At 39.0% G+C, this 20,527-nt stretch carries 23 protein-coding genes; 8 read left to right on the top strand and 15 right to left on the bottom strand.

The window, feature by feature from the left end; translation table 11 throughout:
- Nucleotides 1-24 precede the first annotated feature (24 nt).
- The gene (locus tag ADHAQ_RS0121910) at nucleotides 25-705 is read left to right on the top strand and encodes an NUDIX hydrolase (RefSeq protein ID WP_026464751.1); all 681 of its coding nucleotides are present in this window, start codon (nucleotides 25-27) and stop codon (nucleotides 703-705) included.
- On the opposite strand, the gene coaD is transcribed toward ADHAQ_RS0121910, so the two are convergent.
- The 3 genes from coaD to ADHAQ_RS0121895 all read right to left on the bottom strand — a co-directional run bounded on the left by coaD (nucleotide 650) and on the right by ADHAQ_RS0121895 (nucleotide 2,762).
- Nucleotides 650-1,138, bottom strand: a complete 489-nt coding sequence (gene coaD / locus ADHAQ_RS0121905; RefSeq protein ID WP_026464750.1) for a pantetheine-phosphate adenylyltransferase — start codon at nucleotides 1,136-1,138, stop codon at nucleotides 650-652. The genes ADHAQ_RS0121910 and coaD overlap by 56 nt on opposite strands.
- Before the next feature lie 106 nt (nucleotides 1,139-1,244).
- Nucleotides 1,245-2,132 (bottom strand): DUF3822 family protein, encoded by an 888-nt coding sequence (locus ADHAQ_RS0121900; protein WP_026464749.1) that lies wholly within the window; start codon nucleotides 2,130-2,132, stop codon nucleotides 1,245-1,247.
- Between the two features lie 135 nt (nucleotides 2,133-2,267).
- A complete protein-coding gene (locus ADHAQ_RS0121895; RefSeq protein WP_026464748.1) occupies nucleotides 2,268-2,762 on the bottom strand; it encodes an NUDIX domain-containing protein in 495 nt (164 codons plus the stop codon).
- A 25-nt stretch (nucleotides 2,763-2,787) separates the two neighbouring features.
- Here ADHAQ_RS0121895 and ADHAQ_RS0121890 point away from each other — a divergent pair, with 25 nt between their 5' ends.
- The 3 genes from ADHAQ_RS0121890 (at nucleotide 2,788) to ADHAQ_RS26715 (ending at nucleotide 5,196) form a co-directional block, all read left to right on the top strand.
- Nucleotides 2,788-3,225: a PaaI family thioesterase gene (locus tag ADHAQ_RS0121890; protein ID WP_026464747.1), complete on the top strand. Its 438-nt coding sequence runs from the start codon at nucleotides 2,788-2,790 to the stop codon at nucleotides 3,223-3,225.
- A 60-nt stretch (nucleotides 3,226-3,285) separates the two neighbouring features.
- Nucleotides 3,286-4,692 carry an ATP-dependent DNA helicase gene (locus ADHAQ_RS0121885; protein ID WP_026464746.1) on the top strand — a complete coding sequence of 469 codons (1,407 nt, stop codon included), beginning with the start codon at nucleotides 3,286-3,288 and terminating at the stop codon, nucleotides 4,690-4,692.
- A gap of 63 nt (nucleotides 4,693-4,755) precedes the next feature.
- Nucleotides 4,756-5,196, top strand: a complete 441-nt coding sequence (locus ADHAQ_RS26715; RefSeq protein WP_034257005.1) for a DUF1573 domain-containing protein — start codon at nucleotides 4,756-4,758, stop codon at nucleotides 5,194-5,196.
- Between the two features lie 70 nt (nucleotides 5,197-5,266).
- Here ADHAQ_RS26715 and ADHAQ_RS0121875 read toward each other — a convergent pair whose 3' ends face one another.
- The 6 genes from ADHAQ_RS0121875 to ADHAQ_RS0121850 all read right to left on the bottom strand — a co-directional run bounded on the left by ADHAQ_RS0121875 (nucleotide 5,267) and on the right by ADHAQ_RS0121850 (nucleotide 9,570).
- Entirely contained in the window at nucleotides 5,267-5,482 is a 216-nt protein-coding gene (locus ADHAQ_RS0121875; RefSeq protein WP_026464745.1) for a hypothetical protein, read from the bottom strand.
- A 61-nt stretch (nucleotides 5,483-5,543) separates the two neighbouring features.
- Nucleotides 5,544-5,930 carry a DUF423 domain-containing protein gene (locus ADHAQ_RS0121870; protein ID WP_026464744.1) on the bottom strand — a complete coding sequence of 129 codons (387 nt, stop codon included), beginning with the start codon at nucleotides 5,928-5,930 and terminating at the stop codon, nucleotides 5,544-5,546.
- A 7-nt stretch (nucleotides 5,931-5,937) separates the two neighbouring features.
- Nucleotides 5,938-6,615: a YggS family pyridoxal phosphate-dependent enzyme gene (locus ADHAQ_RS0121865; RefSeq protein ID WP_026464743.1), complete on the bottom strand. Its 678-nt coding sequence runs from the start codon at nucleotides 6,613-6,615 to the stop codon at nucleotides 5,938-5,940.
- Nucleotides 6,616-6,751: 136 nt separating this feature from the next.
- Nucleotides 6,752-7,801 carry a vWA domain-containing protein gene (locus tag ADHAQ_RS0121860; protein ID WP_026464742.1) on the bottom strand — a complete coding sequence of 350 codons (1,050 nt, stop codon included), beginning with the start codon at nucleotides 7,799-7,801 and terminating at the stop codon, nucleotides 6,752-6,754.
- Nucleotides 7,764-8,699 (bottom strand): hypothetical protein, encoded by a 936-nt coding sequence (locus ADHAQ_RS0121855; RefSeq protein WP_157433484.1) that lies wholly within the window; start codon nucleotides 8,697-8,699, stop codon nucleotides 7,764-7,766. The genes ADHAQ_RS0121860 and ADHAQ_RS0121855 overlap by 38 nt, the downstream gene beginning before the upstream one ends.
- A complete protein-coding gene (locus tag ADHAQ_RS0121850; RefSeq protein ID WP_026464740.1) occupies nucleotides 8,692-9,570 on the bottom strand; it encodes a DUF58 domain-containing protein in 879 nt (292 codons plus the stop codon). Before ADHAQ_RS0121850 ends, ADHAQ_RS0121855 begins: the two co-directional genes overlap by 8 nt.
- 61 nt (nucleotides 9,571-9,631) lie before the next feature.
- Between ADHAQ_RS0121850 and ADHAQ_RS26710 the strand changes: the two genes are divergently transcribed.
- Complete coding sequence (locus ADHAQ_RS26710; RefSeq protein WP_281172379.1) at nucleotides 9,632-9,991, top strand: DUF4296 domain-containing protein; 360 nt, start codon at nucleotides 9,632-9,634, stop codon at nucleotides 9,989-9,991.
- Between the two features lie 5 nt (nucleotides 9,992-9,996).
- Here the strand turns inward: ADHAQ_RS26710 and ADHAQ_RS0121840 are convergent, their stop codons facing one another.
- Nucleotides 9,997-10,335, bottom strand: a complete 339-nt coding sequence (locus tag ADHAQ_RS0121840; RefSeq protein WP_026464739.1) for a tRNA-binding protein — start codon at nucleotides 10,333-10,335, stop codon at nucleotides 9,997-9,999.
- Between the two features lie 143 nt (nucleotides 10,336-10,478).
- Here ADHAQ_RS0121840 and ADHAQ_RS0121835 point away from each other — a divergent pair, with 143 nt between their 5' ends.
- The gene (locus tag ADHAQ_RS0121835) at nucleotides 10,479-12,026 is read left to right on the top strand and encodes an FAD-dependent oxidoreductase (RefSeq protein ID WP_026464738.1); all 1,548 of its coding nucleotides are present in this window, start codon (nucleotides 10,479-10,481) and stop codon (nucleotides 12,024-12,026) included.
- Nucleotides 12,027-12,070: 44 nt separating this feature from the next.
- Here ADHAQ_RS0121835 and ADHAQ_RS26705 read toward each other — a convergent pair whose 3' ends face one another.
- The 3 genes from ADHAQ_RS26705 to ADHAQ_RS0121820 all read right to left on the bottom strand — a co-directional run bounded on the left by ADHAQ_RS26705 (nucleotide 12,071) and on the right by ADHAQ_RS0121820 (nucleotide 15,216).
- Nucleotides 12,071-12,646 (bottom strand): DUF922 domain-containing protein, encoded by a 576-nt coding sequence (locus ADHAQ_RS26705; RefSeq protein ID WP_051360095.1) that lies wholly within the window; start codon nucleotides 12,644-12,646, stop codon nucleotides 12,071-12,073.
- Nucleotides 12,647-12,715: 69 nt separating this feature from the next.
- The gene (locus ADHAQ_RS0121825) at nucleotides 12,716-14,050 is read right to left on the bottom strand and encodes an MATE family efflux transporter (RefSeq protein WP_026464737.1); all 1,335 of its coding nucleotides are present in this window, start codon (nucleotides 14,048-14,050) and stop codon (nucleotides 12,716-12,718) included.
- A 71-nt stretch (nucleotides 14,051-14,121) separates the two neighbouring features.
- On the bottom strand, nucleotides 14,122-15,216 hold the full coding sequence (locus tag ADHAQ_RS0121820; protein WP_026464736.1) for a pyridoxal phosphate-dependent aminotransferase: 1,095 nt from the start codon (nucleotides 15,214-15,216) through the stop codon (nucleotides 14,122-14,124).
- A gap of 154 nt (nucleotides 15,217-15,370) precedes the next feature.
- Between ADHAQ_RS0121820 and ADHAQ_RS0121815 the strand changes: the two genes are divergently transcribed.
- On the top strand, nucleotides 15,371-16,450 hold the full coding sequence (locus tag ADHAQ_RS0121815) for an o-succinylbenzoate synthase (RefSeq protein WP_026464735.1): 1,080 nt from the start codon (nucleotides 15,371-15,373) through the stop codon (nucleotides 16,448-16,450).
- An 8-nt stretch (nucleotides 16,451-16,458) separates the two neighbouring features.
- On the opposite strand, the gene ADHAQ_RS0121810 is transcribed toward ADHAQ_RS0121815, so the two are convergent.
- Entirely contained in the window at nucleotides 16,459-17,154 is a 696-nt protein-coding gene (locus ADHAQ_RS0121810) for an SIR2 family NAD-dependent protein deacylase (protein WP_026464734.1), read from the bottom strand.
- Nucleotides 17,155-17,270: 116 nt separating this feature from the next.
- On the bottom strand, nucleotides 17,271-19,700 hold the full coding sequence (gene topA / locus ADHAQ_RS0121805; RefSeq protein ID WP_026464733.1) for a type I DNA topoisomerase: 2,430 nt from the start codon (nucleotides 19,698-19,700) through the stop codon (nucleotides 17,271-17,273).
- Between the two features lie 158 nt (nucleotides 19,701-19,858).
- On the opposite strand from topA, the gene ADHAQ_RS27450 reads away from it, so the two are divergent.
- Entirely contained in the window at nucleotides 19,859-20,338 is a 480-nt protein-coding gene (locus ADHAQ_RS27450; protein ID WP_051360094.1) for a SixA phosphatase family protein, read from the top strand.
- The last annotated feature ends 189 nt before the right edge of the window (nucleotides 20,339-20,527 follow it).

Raw genomic sequence — 20,527 nt, 5'->3', positions numbered from 1 at the left:
TCTTACGTTTTAAGAAATTAGCAGATGAACGTCTTTATTAATGACATTCCTTTAATCATCAAAAAAGCAGGTGAAAAAGTATATAAGCACCACTACGATTTGATTTTGGATGAAGGGGAGTCATTTTCTTCCAAAGAATTAGTAGGTGACATACTTATTCGAAATGTAAACGATGCCATCATCGATCGTATTGTGCGGCTAATGGAGGTAAAAAAGCTAAAAAAGCTTTCTACCCTTACGCTTATCACTGATAAGAAAAAAAAACTCATTCTGCATCTTAAAGATCAGTTTAAGATTGTTAAAGCTGGCGGTGGTTTAGTTGTAAAAGATGGTAAAATCTTAATGATTTACCGGCTGGGCATGTGGGATTTACCAAAAGGTAAACTAAACAAAAAAGAAGACCCGCAAGAGGGAGCCCTGCGGGAAGTGGAAGAGGAATGTAATATCAAGGTTAAAGCCATTGATAAATTACCGAAAACCTGGCATTCCTACGCCTATAAAGGCAATAAAATTTTGAAGAGAACCAGCTGGTACCTGATGGAATGCGAAGATGATTCGCTGATGAAACCGCAGGCCGAAGAATTTATTGAGCAGGTAAAATTTATGACGCCTGAGGAAGTAGAGGCGGTATTACCAGAAGCTTATGCCTCTATTGCATTTGTTGTCCGCTATTATCTACGTGCTGCGAAATCTGGAAAGGTATAAAATCATCTACATTGCCGCCGTACATGTGAATTTCCCGGATGATGGTGGAGCTAATGGCAGCTAGGTGCGGTGAGGTGATTAAGAATACTGTTTCCAGTTCTTTGTTTACGTGCCGGTTAGCTTGGGCAATGGTATTTTCGTACTCAAAATCTGTTGTGTTACGTAAGCCCCTCAGCAGAAATTTGGCTCCTACGCTTTTTGCAAAATCAGCTGTTAGCCCTTTATAAGCTTGTACCGAGATAGCAGCATCTTGTTTGAAGATTTCAGAAATAATCTCTACCATTAGGTCTACGGGTATATAACGTTTTTTGCTGCTGTTATTTCCTATGGCTATTATTATCTGATCAAATAAGCCTATGCTCCGCTTTACTACATCGTAATGCCCATTGGTAAAAGGATCAAAAGAGCCGGGAAATATTGCTATGCGGTTCATTCTTGCAGCTAAGTTTTAATAGTTGGGGAATTTTTTACGTGGAGATTTTTACTAAAAAGTAGGTGATTTTATAATAGTTTTAAGCAGTACTTATAACCAAGGTTTCTTATTCACAAAAATGTAAACTATAGACATCAAGGAAACGGTGTTCAAAATGATCTTCCAATTTGTAACTGTACTCTACGCCGTTAGGTTTATTACCAAAATTTACATGCCTGATATACTTGCGCATAAGAGTAAATAAAGCAGAGTCGTGGGTTAAATCGCCCCAAATAGTAACGGCGTCAGCATCTGGATTTAGCTTTTGCTCTTGCATAACAAACACCAGAAAATACATAAAATCTTCGGGCGTGGTGTAATGGAATATATTACAAAACTCCAGAGTACCATCCCGCATTACCAGAATAGTTAAGTTGTTTTTCTCAGCTACGGCATACAAGCGTCGTTGCTGAGTCCGTTCGCCATAATGTAAAAGCCCCTCCATGTAAGCACTTGTTTGGTGCAGGTAACGGATAGGCTTTTCTGGAAAAGTTTCGTTTATAACTTTTATAAAATAATTGTCAAAAGCGAAAATATTTACAGCATCAATACTGGAATGCTTGTAAGTAAATACCTGCTCGTGAAAAGCATCAAAGTCACTGGTGATTTTAAGATAATCTGCGGCAGCCTGCTCTTCAAAAAGGGTATTGGGAATTAAAGTAAATTTTTGGCTTTTAACGGCCGCCCGCACTTGTTTCCAGCTTTCTTTTCTTAAAAAGCTGTGATCTGCTAAAATATCTTCTAGTTGTTGGGCTACCTGAATAGGGGTAAAAACATTTATAAGTTCATAATCCTCCAGCAAAATAAATTTATTGCGTTCGGCATCAGTAGCTCCAAAACGAATAGAATGTTTGCCAGCAGTTATATACAGATAGTATCTATCTAAATGCTGCGGATCAAAAGTCTCATCGACGATTTTGGTTGTGAGCCGGTAATTTTTTGTTTCAGGAGCCAACGTATTTGTAACTAAATAAAAGAAGCTGATTTTTTTTCATTTCAGCTGAAAATTTAAAATATAAGAAACAGGAAGCTATCTCAGTTTTTATAAACAGGCTGTGCATAGCCTTACAAAAGGAAAGCAACTGACAATTTATTTAAACCGGTGAATTGGTATAAATAAATCATCTAAATCTATCAAATCTATGAAGATATGATGTAAATCCTTTGGCTTTTCTTGGCGCAATTCTGGCAGGGATTTAAATGCCACTTCCCGAATTAATTGGGAATTGGTATCTAATTCCGGATCAATTCCGGTTTTTAATTGTCCTCCGGTAATGTGTACTTCAAAAAATAACTCCAGGGCATGTAACGGATCTTGTAAAAACTCATTCATAAATAAGAAACGTCCGGGTATTACTTCTAATCCGGTTTCTTCAGCGAATTCCCGCACCAGGCATTCTTTTATTTTTTCGCCAAATTGTAGCCCTCCGCCCGGCGGAGACCACAAATTATAACTGCCATTTATATCCTTATGGTTGACCACCAGTATTTTTTTATCCTGCAAACAAATACCACAAACCCGCACCCGAAGCTTGCCGGTGTAATGCTGCACTAATTGTGTAAGTTCTGTTACGTTTGTTTCCAAGAGGTTTCGTTCTTAGTTTTACCTAATGATTAAGACCTACAATCCAGACTTCAAAAATACAATACTTCAGAAATTGGAGCGCCAATCTTTTATCAACTTTATTGGCTTTCAAATTACAAATATAGCAGAAGGACTGATAGAAGGAGAATTAGATTTAGAAGAAAGGCATTTGCAGAGTAGAGGCATTGTTCATGGAGGCGTTATTGCGACTATAGCAGATACCGCCATTGGTTTTGCGGCAACTACGTTGGTACCAAAAGATTGCGCCGTGGTTACAGCAGAATTAAAGGTATCTTATTTAAATCCGGGAATAGGTACCAAACTTTTAGCTAAAGGCTGGGTTCTGAAACAAGGTAAAAATTTGAACTTTTGTGAGGCAGAAGTTTTTTGTATTAATAAAGATAATGTTGCGGTTTTGATTGCAAAAGCTTCGGCTTCTATGGCAACTGTTAGTCCAGAATAATAAAATTAAAAATTCTCTATTATCTTTAAAATCATACATTTATACGTGCCACGTCTTTAAATGCGTCCCGAAGAAGCCTTACTTAAAAATTTCCCGTTTGAGCCAACTGCTGACCAGTCGGCCTTGTTTAAAAAATTAGAAGCTTTCTTCCTGAATAAAGCGGGCAACCGCGAAGTTTTTTTATTAAAAGGCTTTGCAGGAACAGGTAAAACTACCGTTGTGCGGGCTTTGGTTAAAATCCTGAATACTTTTGGCTATAAATATGTTTTGTTAGCACCAACCGGTAGAGCAGCTAAAGTAATGGCTACTTATACCCGGATACAGGCTTCCACCATTCATAAAAAAATTTACCGGCAATCGTCCAATGGTTTTTCAGATGGCTTAGCTTTTACTCGCCAACCTAATAAGTTATCCGACACCGTTTTTATTGTCGATGAAGCCTCTATGATTTCAGACGAAAAAGCTTTTGGGGATAGTGGCTTGTTGCAGGACCTGATACAATACGTATTCGAAAAGAAAAATAATAAATTATTACTTATTGGCGACACGGCTCAGTTGCCACCGGTAAATCAAACCATCAGCCCATCGTTAGATGCCAGTTATTTGCGGAACAACTTCCGGTGTAATGTGCAGGAAATAGAACTGCGCCAGGTCATGCGGCAGGCACAGGAATCGGGCATTTTAATGAATGCTACCAACCTACGGGAACAGTTAAGGCAGGAAGAGCCACAGCTGCAACTGCGTACCAAGAGCTATAAAGATATTTACCGGATGACAGGGGAGAAGCTGGAAGATGGGTTGCGGTACGCTTATGATAAATTCGGGATTGAAAATACTACCGTAATTTGCCGCTCCAATAAGAATGCAAACCTCTATAACCAACACATCCGGCGACAGATATTTTTTGCTGAGGATGAAATTGGGGTGGGGGATTACCTGATGATTGTGCGGAATAATTATTATTGGGTGCCAAAAGAATCTACTATTGGATTTATGGCCAACGGCGATTTTGTGGAAATTACTAAAATAGTGCGTTACGAAGACCTCTATGGATTTAGGTTTGCAGATGTACAAATAAGGTTTGTTGATTATCCGGAAGAGCCCGAAATGGAAGTAAAGGTTTTATTGGATACTTTGTATACCGAGGCTCCGGCTTTACCGGCCGATATGGGTAAAAAACTGTACGAAGAGGTGCTTAAAGATTATTCTGATTTAGGTACTAAACGGGAGCGCATGCAGCAAATAAAGAAAAATCCTTACTTAAATGCCCTGCAGGTAAAATTTGCTTATGCCTTAACCTGCCATAAAGCGCAGGGTGGTCAATGGAAAGCTGTATTTGTAGATCACGGATTTTTAAAAGAGGATATGGTAAATACTGAATTTGCCCGTTGGTTATATACCGCAATAACCCGTTCGGCAGAAGAATTGTTTTTATTGAACTTTAATTCACAATTGTTAGTAGATTAATACATTACCTTAAACAAATAAAAAATACCAAACAGAACCGCATATTATTAATTTTATCAAAACATGAAAAAAATCTTAACTCTTGCTTTTTGCCTGTCATTTGGTTTTACGGTAGCTAATGCCCAAACTGCTACCCCGGCGGCCAATCAAAAAGTGGTAACGGATGGTCCGGTGATAACATTTACAGAAAACAAATTTGATTTTGGCACTATAAAAGAAGGGGATGTGGTAAACCATACTTTTACTTTTAAGAATACCGGTAACCAGCCGCTATTAATTTCTGATGTACGGGTTACCTGCGGGTGCACTACTCCAGATTGGACTAAAACCCCGGTTGCTCCTGGCAAAACCGGATTTATTACGGCTCAATTTAACAGTGCCGGGAAAGCAGGACAAAATAATAAAGTTATCACAGTGGTGTCTAACTCCGTTACGGGTAATGCTTCTTTGTCTTTCGTAACTAACGTTACATCAAAAAATACGGCTACTTCCTCTATCAAGTAAGGCAGTTGTTTACATAAAAGCAGAAAGCTCCAATAAAATTGGAGCTTTCTGCTTTTATCTTGGTTAGCTTCTATAAAAGTTTTCTTAAATCCTGCTTAGCCTCTTGCCGCACCGACTTTTTTAAACTGCGGTTAGCGTTTTTGGCTTCCAGTTTATCGTCGCGGGTAGAGAATTTACCAAACTTGCTGGTTCCAGGTTTAAACTTTTCCTGCCCCTGTTTTTTATCTGAAACGTAAGGCTTCATTTTACCGGAACTACCCTTGCTGTCTTTCTTTTCTTGTGCCATGGTTATCTCTGCTGATCCTTTATATTAAACGGCAACAGACTAAAATAGGCAAAGACAAATGTTATTTTTTAGGCCAGTAATGAAAGATGCCATGTCCCAGGCTCAGCCAGCCGGCAATTAAAAACAAGCCGCCTATAGGTGTAATTGCTCCCAACCATTTTATGTTGGTTAAACTAAGAATGTATAAAGAGCCCGAGAAGATTAAAACCCCTATCAGGAAAAATAAACCAGCCAGGTGAATAAACTTGGAAGGCACATTAAATAAAATCAAGCCGGTGACCAACATGGCCAGGGCATGATACATGTGGTATTTAACGGCAGTCTCAAAAGTTTCTGTGCGACCATTAGCTTCTAAAATTTTAGCTAAACCATGGGCTCCAAAAGCACCAATCATTACCCCTAAAGCGCCTAGCAGGGCACCAATAACTAATATTGTTTTGTGTGACATTGGTATATTATTTTGAATAATTTCTTGCTCCAAAAATGGAGCTTCCGACGCGTACCATCGTACTTCCTTCTTCTATGGCCAGCTTAAAATCAGAGCTCATGCCCATTGATATTTCTTTAAAATGGTCTGAATCAAAGAAGTATTTTACTTTTAAATCCTCAAAACATTTTTTCAAGGTTCTGAATTCTTTGCGTAATTGGGTTTCGGAACTGGTATTGGTGGCTATCCCCATTACGCCCGTAATCTGGATATTTAATAATGACTTGAATTCTTCGGAGGCTAAGAGTGCTATTGCTTCCTGCTGATCTAATCCAAATTTGCTTTCTTCTTCGGCAATATAAATCTGTAATAGGCAATTCTGAACCCGATTATGCTTCTGGGCCTGCTTATTGATTTCCTGAAGCAGCTTTAAACTATCGACAGATTGAATGGTGTGAACAAAAGGAGCCACATACTTTACTTTATTAGTTTGTAAATGTCCGATTAAATGCCATTCAATATCCTTAGGTAAGGCCTCATATTTTGCCGTTAGTTCCTGAACTTTATTCTCCCCAAAAATTCGTTGGCCAGCCTCATAAGCTTCTAAAATAGCCTCATTTGGCTGAGTTTTAGAAACTGCAATCAATTTACAATTGGTGCCTCTTAGTTCTTCCTGAAAATGAGCTATATTTTCTGCAACTGACATAATTTTCTGTACCGGTTATTGATCACAAATATACATATTAAGGTTTAGGTACTAAGTTTAAACATTAAATATGTTATTTCTCCTTATATTAAGGGCAGATAAACCGGATAAAAAGCCTTAACTAATTTTTAGCAGTTTAATCTTCCAGGGCATTGGCCAGAAAGGTGTTTTTTATAACCAGCCAAAGTAAAAAACAAATTATAGCCCAGGTTAAGTATACCTGGTAGTAATCACGGGTATCGCGGAAGCGGCTTTCCTGGATTTTAGCTTTTTCCAGACGATTGATCCGGGAAAATATAGCATTTAAAGCTTTTTTATCCGAAGCCCTGAAAAATGTTCCGGAGGCAGCTTTAGCTATTTCCCGGAGGTTTGTTTCGTCCAGGCGCGTCTGGATGTAACTGGTTTTACCTGTTTCATCGGTGTAAGGTATTTGACCATCTTTGCCTATACCTATGGTATAAATTTTAATATTAAACCCATAAGCCAATTTTGCCGCGGTGGCCGGATCTATATTGCCACCGGTATTTTCGCCATCACTTATTAAAATACAAACTTTTGATTTTCCTTCTGATTCCCGCATTCGGTTTATGGCAACCCCTAACGCACTTCCAATGGACGTACCATCATTAGCAATCATTCCTAACTGAACATCATTAATGCTTTCGCGGAGTAAATCATAATCAGTGGTTAAGGGAGTTAAGGAATAAGCATCACCAGCAAAAACTACTAAACCTATCCGGTCGTGTGAGCGTCCTTGAATAAAATTTCGGGCCACTTCTTTGGCTGCTTCCAGGCGGTTTGGCTTAAAGTCTTTTAGCTCCATTGAGCCAGAAACATCCAGTACCAGGGTAATATCTATACCTTCCGAATATTGTTCTACCCGTTCGTTTGTTAGCTGCGGACGGGCCAGTGCTACCAAAACAAAAATAATAAATAAAGCAAAATAAATATCTGGTATATAACGCAATATGCTGCTCCAGTGCCAAATGGCTTTACCTTCAAAAAAGGCAATTTCCAGTTTTTTCCTAAACCGGAAATGGATAAGCCAGCGAAGTAAAAAAAGGAAAGGTACCGCCGGAATAAAATAAAGAAAAAGCGGCTCAATCCAGTCGTAAGACTGAAAGGTACTGTAGCGGAACCAATCCAGGTCAAACCAGTTGAGGTATGATTTCAGGGTTTGTAGCATTTCTGGTTTGTTCTTTTATATATTCATATCTCCGGTCGGCAAAGTGATGGAGCAGGTAAAAGGCAATAATAGTTTCTGACGATTTATCGGAAACGATATTGCCATAAATAGCTTTATCGAAAAGGCGAAGTGCCGTAGTTACGTCTTCATCGTCGTTATAATAGGCGGCAATTTCTTTGGTGGTAAAACTATTAATAGCATTACCTTCCAAGTCGGTCAGGTAATTTTTCCAAAGCGTAATGGTTTGCTCAATAATGGTCAGAGATTCAGATTTATTAAACTGATCTATTTGTGCTGTAAACTTATTAATGAATTGAGAATGATCTTTTTTAAGGATGTAAAGCCGGTACCGGACTATAATTTTTTTACCCAGCAATAGCCATAATCCAACTAACAGCAGCAAACCAATTCCTAAGCCTATGAGCCAGTAAGCATAATTAAATCTTTCTGGTACCGGTAATAAATTTACTTCAGCTTTTAACTTTTCCGGGTCAGGATTGTCAGTTACTAATTGTTTAACAAAAATTTCTGAAGGACTGGATTGTATTATAAGGGTGTCCTGATTTTGTAAAATGGTAATGGGTAAAGCAATTGTTTGTACGGGGGCAATGGCAAAGGTGCGTAGGGTATAAACCACACTATCCACGCTTTGCCCATCTTTTGTTTTAGTAGGAAAAAACTGACGGGTAACGTATTCAAATGGAGCAAAGTTAAAACTTGAATCAGGTAAAATAATTTCCTGCTCAGCAGGATGCTGAAAATAAAATATAAAATTTACCGGCTCCCCAATTTTTATAGAATCCAACGAAAATATACCTTGGGGTTTGTTTTCTTTAGATACTTGTGCCTGGGATAATACAGGCAACAGGAGAAAGAATATAAATAGCTTTTTAAGCACTTTTTCTAAATTTATTGCGCAACCGGAATAAGTTTACCAATTGCAAAACATAATCTTCATTGGTATAAATTGTCAGGTAGTTGGATTTATATTTCCGGCAAATTTTAGCAATTTTTTCCTGATTTTCGGAATAAGTATTAATATAGGTTTGCCGGAATTCTTCAGAAGAAGTATTAACCCAAATAGTTTTTCCGCTTTCTTTATCCAATAAAGGTATAATACCCATGGCCGGAAACTCCTTCTCCCGTTTGTCTACCAGCTGTATAACAATCAAGTCATGTTTTTTGGCCAGCATGCCCATTTCGCGTTCGTAGTTAAGATCTATAAAATCAGAAATCAATAAAATTAAACTACGACGTTTAATAATGCCCAGTGAAACCTTGATACCAGTTGCCAAATCGGTTTTATCGGAGGCCGGAGTTAATTCAAATAATGATTTTATCAAGGCATAGGCATGTTCAGTGCCTCGGCCCGGTTTAATGTATTTCTCTTTTTGGTCGCTGAAACAAACCATTCCAATTTGGCTGGTTTGTCTGGCGGCAGCCAAAGCCAATACCCCACAAATTTCTTTACCAACTTCTATTTTTTGCTGACCGTTTGTACCCAAGGCCTGCGATGCACTAACGTCCAATATTAAAAAAACGGATTGCTCTTTTTCTTCTTTATAAGTTTTAACAAAGGTACCATGGCCTTTGGCAGACACGTTCCAATCAATAGATCGCACATCATCGCCGTATTGGTAGGAACGCACATCATCAAACTCAAGTCCGGTACCTTTAAAAACAGAATGGAAATCGCCTTGCATTTGGTCATGGATGGCCTGACGAATTCTGATTTCGTATTTTTGTAATTTCTTAATGAGTTCTTTCATACTAAATACTAACGCAGACGTTATATTTTAAATATTCAGGCAAAATACCTAATTTAGCTCCGTGAAAAAAGCTTTTTTTGTCTTGCTCTTTTGCTCAGCTGTTTACGCTTGTACCTCTCCAATTAGCCCTCCACCTCCGGATCTTTTGCCGGAGAAGAAAATGACTAATATTTTATTTGATATTCATGTCGCCGAGGCCAGAGTAGAACGAATGGGACTTGCGTTGGATACTGCCTCGTTTCACTATAAGGCTTTGCAGCAGAATATCCTAAAAAAACATAACGTAACACCAGCCCAATTTTATAAAAGCTACAGTTATTATTTGCGGAACGTTAGTGAGCTCGATAAAATTTACGAAAAAATTGTTGATAGCCTTAGCTTAAAAGAAGTAGAGGCGGGGAGTGCTCAAAATAAACCTTAAAAACTTTAGAACAGCCTGCTTCCGTTTGGAACAGGTAGGCCAGGTTGGGTTAATACTATATTATTATTCGAATCCGGGAAGCCGGTGATCAATATTTCCGAAACAAAATTAGCTACTTGTTTGGGCTTAAAATTTACTACACAAACAACCTGTCTGCCAAGCAACTCTGCTGCAGAATAATTTACCGTTATTTGGGCACTTGATTTTTTAATTCCTAATTCCGGGCCTAAATCCACCTTTATCTTATAAGCGGGTTTACGGGCTTCCGGAAATGGCTGCACTTCAATAATGGTACCTACCCGTATATCTATTTTTTCAAAATCTGACCAATCTATATTATTCATATGAAATAAAAGGTAACAAGTTAAAGCAAACAAAACTTCAGTAATTCAGGCTCGTATCCTTCAATAAATATAGAAAAATCTATTTATTAAACTTGCTTCAATACTAAGTTTAATAGCCTGATCTTATTTGAGACCCAAAAACTATGAAAAAAAATACAGGAAGTACCTTATCGCCTTGGATGCACGGCACTACATTTCCCGTAACAACCGCCCTTACCGAGGATTTAACCTGCGATGTTTGTGTAGTAGGTGCTGGTATAGCCGGAATGACTACTGCTTATTTATTAGCTCAGGAAGGGAAATCGGTGGTGGTGTTAGAATCAAAAGGAATTGGCAGTGGAGAAACGTCCCGGACAACAGCACATTTATCTAATGCGTTTGATGACCGCTACCACATAATGGTAGATTTAATAGGTGAAAAAAAAGCCCGGATTTTGGCTGAAAGCCACACCTATGCCATTAAAAAAATAGAAGAAATTTGTGCAACAGAAAATATTGATTGCGATTTTGAACGGTTAAACGGTTACCTGTTTTTACAACCCAGCAGTACCGAAGATCAGCTAGATAAAGAACTGGCTGCCGCCAGACAATTAGGTTTTGCAAACCTCGTTAAATTAAAAAATACACCCATTCCATCCTTATCTAACGGGCCTTGTTTATGCTTTCCGGATCAGGCCATTTTTCATCCGTTGAAGTATTTAGTTGGTTTAAGTCATGCTTTACTAGCTAAAGGAGGCAAAATTTTTACCGATTCGCATGTGATTTCTTTTGAAAAAGGGTTAGATCATATTGTTAGAACAAGTGGTGGTTTTACGGTTACCGCAAAACAGGTAGTAGTTGCCACTAATTCGCCGGTTAATGATACAGTCGCTATTCATACCAAACAAGCACCTTACCGCACCTATGTAATTGGCTTCAAAGTATTACCAGGAACAATTCCTAACGGATTATATTGGGACGATTCTGAACCTTACCACTATATTAGGTTAGTAAAAGATACGCACCCGGATAGTTTACAATCGGGTGAAGATGCTTATAATCTATTAATTGTTGGAGGAGAAGACCACAAAACAGGGCAGGAAGAAAATGAACAGGAACGGCTTGAATGTTTAGAAGAATGGGTAAGGGAAAAATTACCCATGGCTGGCGATGTGGTTTATCGCTGGTCTGGTCAGGTAATGGAGCCAACCGATTATGTAGCTTATATAGGCAAAAATCCGGGAGAAGACAATGTGTATATAGCTACCGGAGATTCTGGTCAGGGAATGACGCACGGCACCATTGCTGGAGTTTTAATTACTGATTTAATCATGGGCCGCCCAAATGCATGGGCCAATGTTTATGATCCTGGAAGAATAAGGGTTAAATCTGCTCCGGAATTTCTGAAGGAAAATTTAAATGTTGCTGCCCAATATAAAGATTGGGTTACCCCAGGAGAAGTGACTGATCCTTCCGAGATTATGCCCGGAACAGGCCGGGTGATCAGGCGCGGTATAAATAAAGTAGCCGTATATTGTGATGCTCTGGGGCAGAAACACGAAATGTCGGCGGTGTGCTCCCATATGGGTTGTATCGTAAATTGGAACGAAGTAGAAAATACCTGGGATTGTCCATGCCATGGATCCAGGTTTGATGCTACAGGCGAAGTACTTTCTGGTCCTGCTATTAAAGGTTTAGGTAAACCCGAGTAGGCATAATCAAAAAGGGCTGCTAAATTATTAGCAGCCCTTTTTGATTACTGAATGGCGGGTTCCTTATAAGAATAAGCAGCCAGAGCATTTAATCGTTGCCCGATAGCATCTTCCCATTCTTTTTGTTTTTCCCGGTTTAAACCGTGTTTGGATTCGTGGTCGTAAACATCCTGCTCTTTCTTCCAGTCGGCAAAGGCCTGGTCAACTACTTTATCTAAACCTGTTCTTTTTGAGCCACAAAAATCATTTAACAGACTTAATTTTTTCCGCAGTAGCCGGGCATGTACTTCACTTAAATCAAAGTGTAATTGTTCATGAGCCAGCAATCGTTGCGACTGCTTGTTTTTTGTCCAGGAATCGTTTGTTACAAAAACACATTTAACCTCGTACCGGAGAGTATTTCCATAGCAGTTGGCCCGCACATCTAAATTGGTGGAGGTCATAGCGTGCAAGGGATCTTTGCCATCGGCTTCTGATTTAAAATCATCCCAGGTTAACCGGCGGTTTTCCTGCCAGATTAATCCTTTTTCATCGGTTTTAGTGGTACTAACTGGGGACTCTGTTTTTAGATTAGATAGGTTAGTTAAGAATAAAAACAGAACAAGAATCTGCGTAAACATTAAATATACAATCTGGATTTAGAGGTGGTTTCTTCGTTACTTTTACTACAAAATCCAGAATATTTAAATTCACTTCACTAAACTTAATTTTTTAAATCTAAGAAAAATAAGCAAGGCTGCTAATGAAAGGCCTGCTAATAAGCCAGTCCAGATGCCGTTAACCCCAAACCCTAACCGAAAACATAAAATGTATCCCATTGGAAGGCCTAATACCCAATAGGCCAAAAGCGAAATAATGCTTGGTACTTTAACATCTTCCAATCCTCTTAAAGCGCCCAGCCCTACAACTTGTACACCATCCGAAATCTGAAATAAGGCAGCTATTATAAGTAATCCGGCCGCAAGGGTAATTACTTCCTGATCTTGAATATATAATTGAGGAATAAAATTCTTGGCAATAATTAAAATTAAACCGCATACAGACATGAAAGCTACTGCCATTATAAAGCTTATAAAGCCAGCACTGCGCATTTCAGAGATATATCCCTGTCCGAAGAGGTTTCCTACCCGGATGGTAGCGGCAGCCGCAATTCCACTTGCCATCATATAAGTAACAGAAGCAATGCTAATAGCAATTTGATGCGCGGCTAATTCTTTGGCACCTAACCACCCAATCATGACCGCTGAGAAACTAAAGGCACCCATTTCAAATAGCATCTGCACAGAAATAGGGAACCCTAATTTCACTATTCGGAACATGTATAGCATAGAAATAAACTGCCTTTCCCAATGCAGGCGGTAAGGCTTAAGTTCTTCAGAATAAAGAATATAAATGCCCATGATACCCGCCATAATTACCCGGGCCAATAGCGTAGAGATGGCTGCGCCAATAAATCCTAAGGCTGGTGCGCCGAATTTACCATAAATAAGTATGTAGTTGCCAATAATATTCAGGGCATTAGCAAAAACCGAGATGTACATGGATTGCTTGGTGAGCGATAGCCCTTCTGCAAATTGCTTAAAGCCTTGAAAAACCATAAGTGGTATCAAAGAAAAGAAACAGATATTTAAATAAGGAATGGTAAGGGCAACTACTGCTTCAGGTTGATCTAAAAAATATAAATAAGGCGAAAGTAAGTAACCAGCTAAAAATAAAATAACACCCGTAATAACAGACACCATTACCCCATTAATAAGCAATAATGAAATACGGTTTTTATTTTTTCGGCCATCCGCCGCCGCCACCAGGGGCGTAATACCGTAAGAAATACCCAATCCGAAAACCAGAATAACCGTAAATATGCTGTTGCTTAAAGAAGCCGCCGCCAAAGGTACTGTTCCTAACTGACCCACCATCATGCTATCTACAACATTAACCATTATATGGCCAAGTTGGCTAAGAATAACTGGGAAGGCCAAACGGAAATTAGCTTTAAAATGCTTTTTATAATCCTCGGAAATCATAGGTTCAATTTAGGCCTGCAAAGGTAAGGACCTTTACGGTTCTCAATGGTTATCCGGATAAATAAAAGCAGTTAAGAAAGATTTTTAATTTGTGTAAATGCTTCCTGAAGTCTTTTAAGAGCTTCTATTAATTTGTTTTTCTGAATAGCAAAGGAAAGTCGGGCAAAACCTGGCGCTCCAAATAAATCGCCAGGTAATATTTCTACCTTATAATTACGTTTCAAGTAATCAGCTAATTGATAGCTGTCTGGAACAACATCATTCAAATATCCAGATAAATCAGGAAAGTAGTAATAAGCGGCTTCTGATTTGAAATAAGGTATGTGCTGGTCTACTAAAAACAATTCCATTTGCTGTTTGTTTTCTTTTAAAGCAGTAAAAATTGGAGCTTGCACGGCGGATATGTTTTCCAAAATTGCTACTCCAGCATCCTGGATAAATTCGGGCACATTGCCATAAATAATATGTTGAAATTCAATGCATTTTTGGGATAGTTCTAATGGGCAAATTAAATATCCTAAGCGCCACCCGGTCATGGCAAAGGATTTAGAGAATCCATTTACTACCAAAAACCGGTTGAATTTATCCTCGAATTCATATAAAGAAGGTATAGACTTTTCAAACGTAACCAAATCATATACCTCATCGGATAAAACATAAACTTCCGGATGGTTATCTAATACTTCAAGCCACTGGCTTATTTCTGTTTTGTTGTATATGCGCCCGCTAGGATTATTAGGGTTGGTGAATAAAAATAGTTTTGTATTAGCAGTAATTAAAGAGGCAAGTGCTTCGGGATTTATGGTATATCCATCTTCCGGTGATGTTGGAAGCAAAACAATTTTAGCTTTTAAATGCTGCAGCACCTGATATAAGCCTCCCCAATTGGGTATGGGTACTATTACTTCATCTCCTGGTTGCAGAATTGCCTGTAAAATATTGTATAAGGCTTGTTTAGTACCCGGAGTTACAATCACCTGACCTAAATTTACCGAGGCATTATTTACTTGTTTATACCGGTTTACTATTGCCTGGCGTAATGCCAAAGTGCCTTCCGGAGAGCCATAAAATGTTTTATGTTCCTGAATTCCTTTGATGGCAACCTGGCTGGCTACTGATGGAGTATGAAAATAAGAGGCTCCGGAGGCTAAACTTATAAGTTCCAATTTTATATAGTAGTGAGATGAATGTTAAGGGCAAGATAAAATTTTAATTTAATTTCAAAGAAAAATCCGAAGCTTCAGCAGAAAGTAAATAGGCAATAGTTTATCTGAAAAGGCAACTTATCTTTGTTCTTCATAAACCTTTTATCATTTTTTTATGGCCCTGCAAATAGAAATAATACCTCATACCCTGCAATTTAAATTTAGTGCCCGTACTTCCCGCGGGGCTATGCAGCAACACCAGGTGTTTTTTCTAAAGTTAGCAGATTCTGAAATGCCCCATATATTTGGAATAGGAGAGTGCGCACCTTTACCAGGATTAAGTTTGGAGCACCATGCAGGCTTTAACCATACCCTAAGCCTTTTGGTCGCAGACTTAAATAAAGAATTGACTATATCGGGCCTTGTTGCCTTAAAATCAATATTAAATAGCGGAAAATACAATAAATATCCTTCGTTAATTTTTGCACTTGAAACGGCCATAATGGATTATGAAGCAGGCGGCAACCGGATGCTTTACCAGAATAGCTTTTCAAAAGGTGAAGCTGGTATTCCCATAAATGGGCTGATTTGGATGGGAGATGAAAAGTTTATGAAGGAGCAAATTAGTAAAAAGCTAAACGAAGGGTATTCCTGCTTAAAATTAAAAATTGGAAGCTTAGATTTTGATACCGAATTAGCAATTTTAAAATCTATTAGGGCTGTGGCATCAGCAGCTGAGCTAATTATTCGGGTAGATGCTAATGGGGCTTTTAACCCACAAGATGCCTTACCAAAATTAGAGCAGTTGGCAGCCTTTCATATTCATTCTATTGAACAGCCTATAAAGCAGGGGCAGGCTGAATTAATGAAAAGTTTATGCCAGGAATCGCCGGTTGCCATAGCCTTGGACGAAGAGCTTATTTGTATTTCAGAGAAAAGCTGTAAAGTAGAGCTGCTGAATTTTATTCAGCCGCAGTATATCATCCTGAAACCTACCTTAATAGGAGGCTTACAAGCTTCGGCTGAATGGATTAGCTTGGCAGAAGAAAGAAGAATTGGTTGGTGGGTTACTTCTGCCTTAGAATCTAATATTGGCCTGAATGCCATAAGTCAGTTTACGGCGCAATATCCCATAAAACTACAACAAGGCCTTGGTACCGGGCAGTTATATTATAATAATATTACTTCTCCGCTATTCATATATCAGGGAGAACTTTATTACCAATCAATGGCCAAATGGTCGCTGGAATTTTAAATCTCCAGTTAAGCAGCTAATAATAACTTTGTTACTAAGTCCGGTAAGGCTACTCCAGCTTTTTCAGGTATCAAATGTAAGTTGGGTTGCTTGGTTATTTCGGGCAAATGGGGATCTATGACGTAAACCGGTACCTGTTTTGAAACATAATGTACCAGGCCGGCAGCCGGATAAACTACTAAGGAAGTTCCTACTACCATAAATATATCAGCTTCTTGTGTTTCTTTGATAGATGATTCCATGAGAGGTACCAATTCACCAAACCAAACGATATTAGGCCTTAGTTGAGAACCTTTTTCACAAGTGTGGCCAGCATTCAATTCCCAGCCATTAATATCATAAACTAAGTTTTCGTCGATAGTACTCCGGGATTGAAACAAGCTGCCATGCAAATGAATAACCTTAGTAGAACCAGCTCTTTCGTGTAAATTATCTACATTTTGCGTAATAATGGTAACCTCATACTTTTGTTCTAGTTGCGCCAGCGCAAAATGTCCAGGATTAGGTTTGGCATCCAGGGCATTTTTTCTCCGCTGGTTATAAAACTCAAGTACCAGATCCGGATTTTTTCGCCAGCCTTCCGGTGAGGCCACTTCCATTACATCGTGTCCTTCCCACAGACCATTAGCATCTCTAAAGGTAGCAATACCGCTTTCGGCACTTATGCCAGCCCCTGTAAGTATTACAATTTTTTTCTTTTCCATGAAGCGATAACATAAGGTAAGAGAATAAAAAACGCCTTTACCTTTTACTTTTCCGACTAGAAAATATAAAAGGTAAAGGCGTTTTTCAAATTCAGATTTATCCTAAGATTTAGGAATTATTTCTTTTTAGCGGCTGCTGTAGTTTTTTTAGCAGTAGTGGCTTTTTTTGCAGCTGGTTTCTTTTTAGCTGGTGTGGCCTCTTTTTCAGTTTCTTTCGAAGCAGCCTTCTTTTTAAATCCGCCCCGGGCAGGTTTATCGGGTGTTTGTTCGGCTAAAGTTAAACACTCTTCTAAGGTAAGTTCACTTGGTTCTTTTCCTTTAGGTATTTTAACATTCTTTTTGCCTACACAAATGTATGGACCAAAACGGCCATTTAATATTTGTACTTCCGGGTTTTCCTCGAAGGATTTAATAAGTTTTTCTGCATCCGCTTTGCGCTTGGCTTGTATAAGCTCAATAGCCTCTTCAGCTGTTACAGTATACGGGTCAAGCGTCTTCGGCAACGAAAAAAATTTATTGTCGTGCCGGATAAACGGACCAAACCGGCCAATGGCGGCTGTCATATCTTTTTCTTCAAAAGTGCCTGCAACGCGTGGTAATTTAAAGAGCTCCAAAGCAGTTTCTATTGAAATGCTTTCTAAAAACTGCCCTTTCCGCAGGCTGGCATAAACAGGCTTTTCACCAGTTTCCTCATTTTCCTCGCCTAGCTGTACATAAGGCCCAAACCGACCTAGTTTGGCAATTACTTTTTTACCTGTTTGCGGATCTGCTCCTAACTCCCGGGCTCCACCCACTGTAGACCGATCAATATTCTGACTGGATTCTACGGTTTCATGAAAACTGCCATAGAAATTACCTATCATTTTGTCCCAATCCTGGGTGCCGGCAGCAATCTGGTCAAATTCTTCTTCTACTTTTGCCGTAAAAGAATAATCAATAATATTAGGGAAGTAATCTTTTAGGAAATCGTTTACTACCATAGCCATATCCGTTGGAAATAACTTAGCTTTTTCGGCGCCGGTTATTTCGGTTTTGGTTTCGGTAGCAATGGAATCATCAGCCAGGGTTAAAACCCTGTAAGCCCGTTCTTTTCCTTCACGGTTATCTTTCTCAACATAGCCCCGTTTCTGAATGGTAGAAATGGTAGGAGCGTAGGTAGAAGGGCGGCCAATACCCATTTCTTCCAGTTTCTTAACTAAGCTTGCTTCGGTATACCTGGGTGCAGGACGTGAATACCTTTCGGTAGCCTGCATCCGGTTTAATTGCAACGTCTGACCAATTGCTAAAGGAGGCAACATTCCCTGCACATCGTCATCCTGTTCGCCATCGTCTTTAGACTCAATATATACTTTTAAAAAGCCTTCAAAAGTAATGACCTCACCGGTAGCTATTAATTTAGCCGATGATTGAGTGGAAATACCAATGGTAGCCGTTGTTTTTTCAATCTCTGCATCCGCCATCTGGGAAGCAATGGCCCGTTTCCGGATAAGGTCATACAAGCGCTGTTCACTTCTGTCGGAGCTTGCATCTTTTGCACTAAAATCGGTTGGCCGGATAGCTTCGTGGGCTTCCTGCGCTGAACTGGATTTGGTGCGATATTGACGGGTTTTTACAAATTTATCCCCAAAAGAGCTGGCAATTTCGGCAGCGGCTCCATTAATGGCATCTTGAGATAGATTAGTAGAGTCGGTCCGCATATACGATATTTTACCGGCTTCATATAACTTTTGTGCTACCGTCATGGTTTGCGCTACCGAAAAGCCCAGTTTGCGGCTGGCTTCCTGTTGTAAGGTGGAGGTAGTAAAAGGTGCGGCAGGACTTCTTTTAGTAGGTTTTTTCTCTAGGTTTTCAATGGTGTAAGTAGCCCCTTTGCATTTCTCCAGAAAAGACTGCGCTTCTTCCTGCGTTTTAAAACGGGAAGGCAATTCTGCTTCCAGTTTTTTGCCATCTACTTGTAAGTAGGCAACAATTCTGTAGGCCGATTCTGCTTTAAAGCGTTCAATTTCTCTTTCTCTTTCCACAACCAATCGCACCGCCACGGATTGCACCCGACCAGCAGAAAGGCCGGTTTTTATCTTTTTCCATAGAATAGGAGAGAGTTCAAAACCTACCAAACGATCTAATACCCGACGGGCTTGCTGCGCATTAACCCGATCTATATCTATTTTACGCGGTGATTCTATCGCATTAAGAATAGCGTTTTTAGTAATTTCCCGAAAAACAATCCGGCGGGTTTTTTCGTCATTTAGGTTTAAAGCCTCAGATAAGTGCCAGGAAATAGCTTCACCTTCACGGTCATCATCCGATGCGAGCCATACCATTTCGGCCTCCTTAGCAAGCTTTTTTAATTGAGAAACAACTTCTTTTTTATCTTCAGAAACTACATAGGTAGGTTTAAAACCATTTTTTATATCAATGGCATTATTATCTTTAGGCAAATCGCGCACGTGTCCGAAGCTGGACTTCACCACAAAATCCTTTCCTAAATAGCCTTCAATAGTTTTTGCTTTGGCCGGTGACTCAACAATTACTAAATTTTTAATCATTCTGCTGCTATATAACCTGGCCTATTTTGCCAAATTTTCTCCAAGATTTGTAATTTTTTTCTAATAAAACAACTCTCACTAATTTTGGAAAGTTCGTTTACCCCAATTTTTACGTAACTTTTTTCTATATATACGTATAAATCCTGTTAATTAGATTTATGCCTAAAAACCTCTTTCTTTGCCGCCATGCTGACGCATTACTGGCCATAACAGGACAAACAGATTCTAATAGAAATATTTCTGCGAAGGGTATTTCTGAGGCTCAGACAGCAGCCCAATGGATGGCTAATTTTGGTTTACCTGTTGATGCGGTTGTTAGTAGTGCTGCGGTAAGAACAACAGAAACAGCTCGCATTTTAGCTTCTGGTCTTGGTTTACCATTGCATCAGATCTATTCGGTAAAAGAGCTGTATAATTGTGCAACAGCCACTCTTTTGCGGTTTCTTGCTCAGTTGGCTCCCCACTGGAATACGGTTGTAGTGGTGGCACATAATCCGGCTGTTTCGGAGGTAAGCAGTAAATTAAATAATGATAATAACCTGTATGTGCCAACTGCCGGGGTAAATTATTTTACTTTTTTAACTCATGATTGGTTTGAAATAGAGGTTTCTGATTTCAAGTTAAAAGTTAATTTTTAAAGTGCCGGAGTTTTTTGTCAAAAAATAATTAGGGCAGGAAAGGAAAAGGGAACGGGTGGTAAAAAAGTAATACAGTATATATAAATAAAATATTATTTTGATTTATAGGTACTTATTAAATACAGTTGCTGAATTCGAAAATATTTATGTAATATTAAACAGAAAATGAATATTTGATTTTGAGCCAAA

The organism is Adhaeribacter aquaticus DSM 16391, assembly GCF_000473365.1.
Lineage (GTDB): Bacteria > Bacteroidota > Bacteroidia > Cytophagales > Hymenobacteraceae > Adhaeribacter > Adhaeribacter aquaticus.
This window is presented reverse-complemented; position numbering and strand designations above follow the sequence as displayed.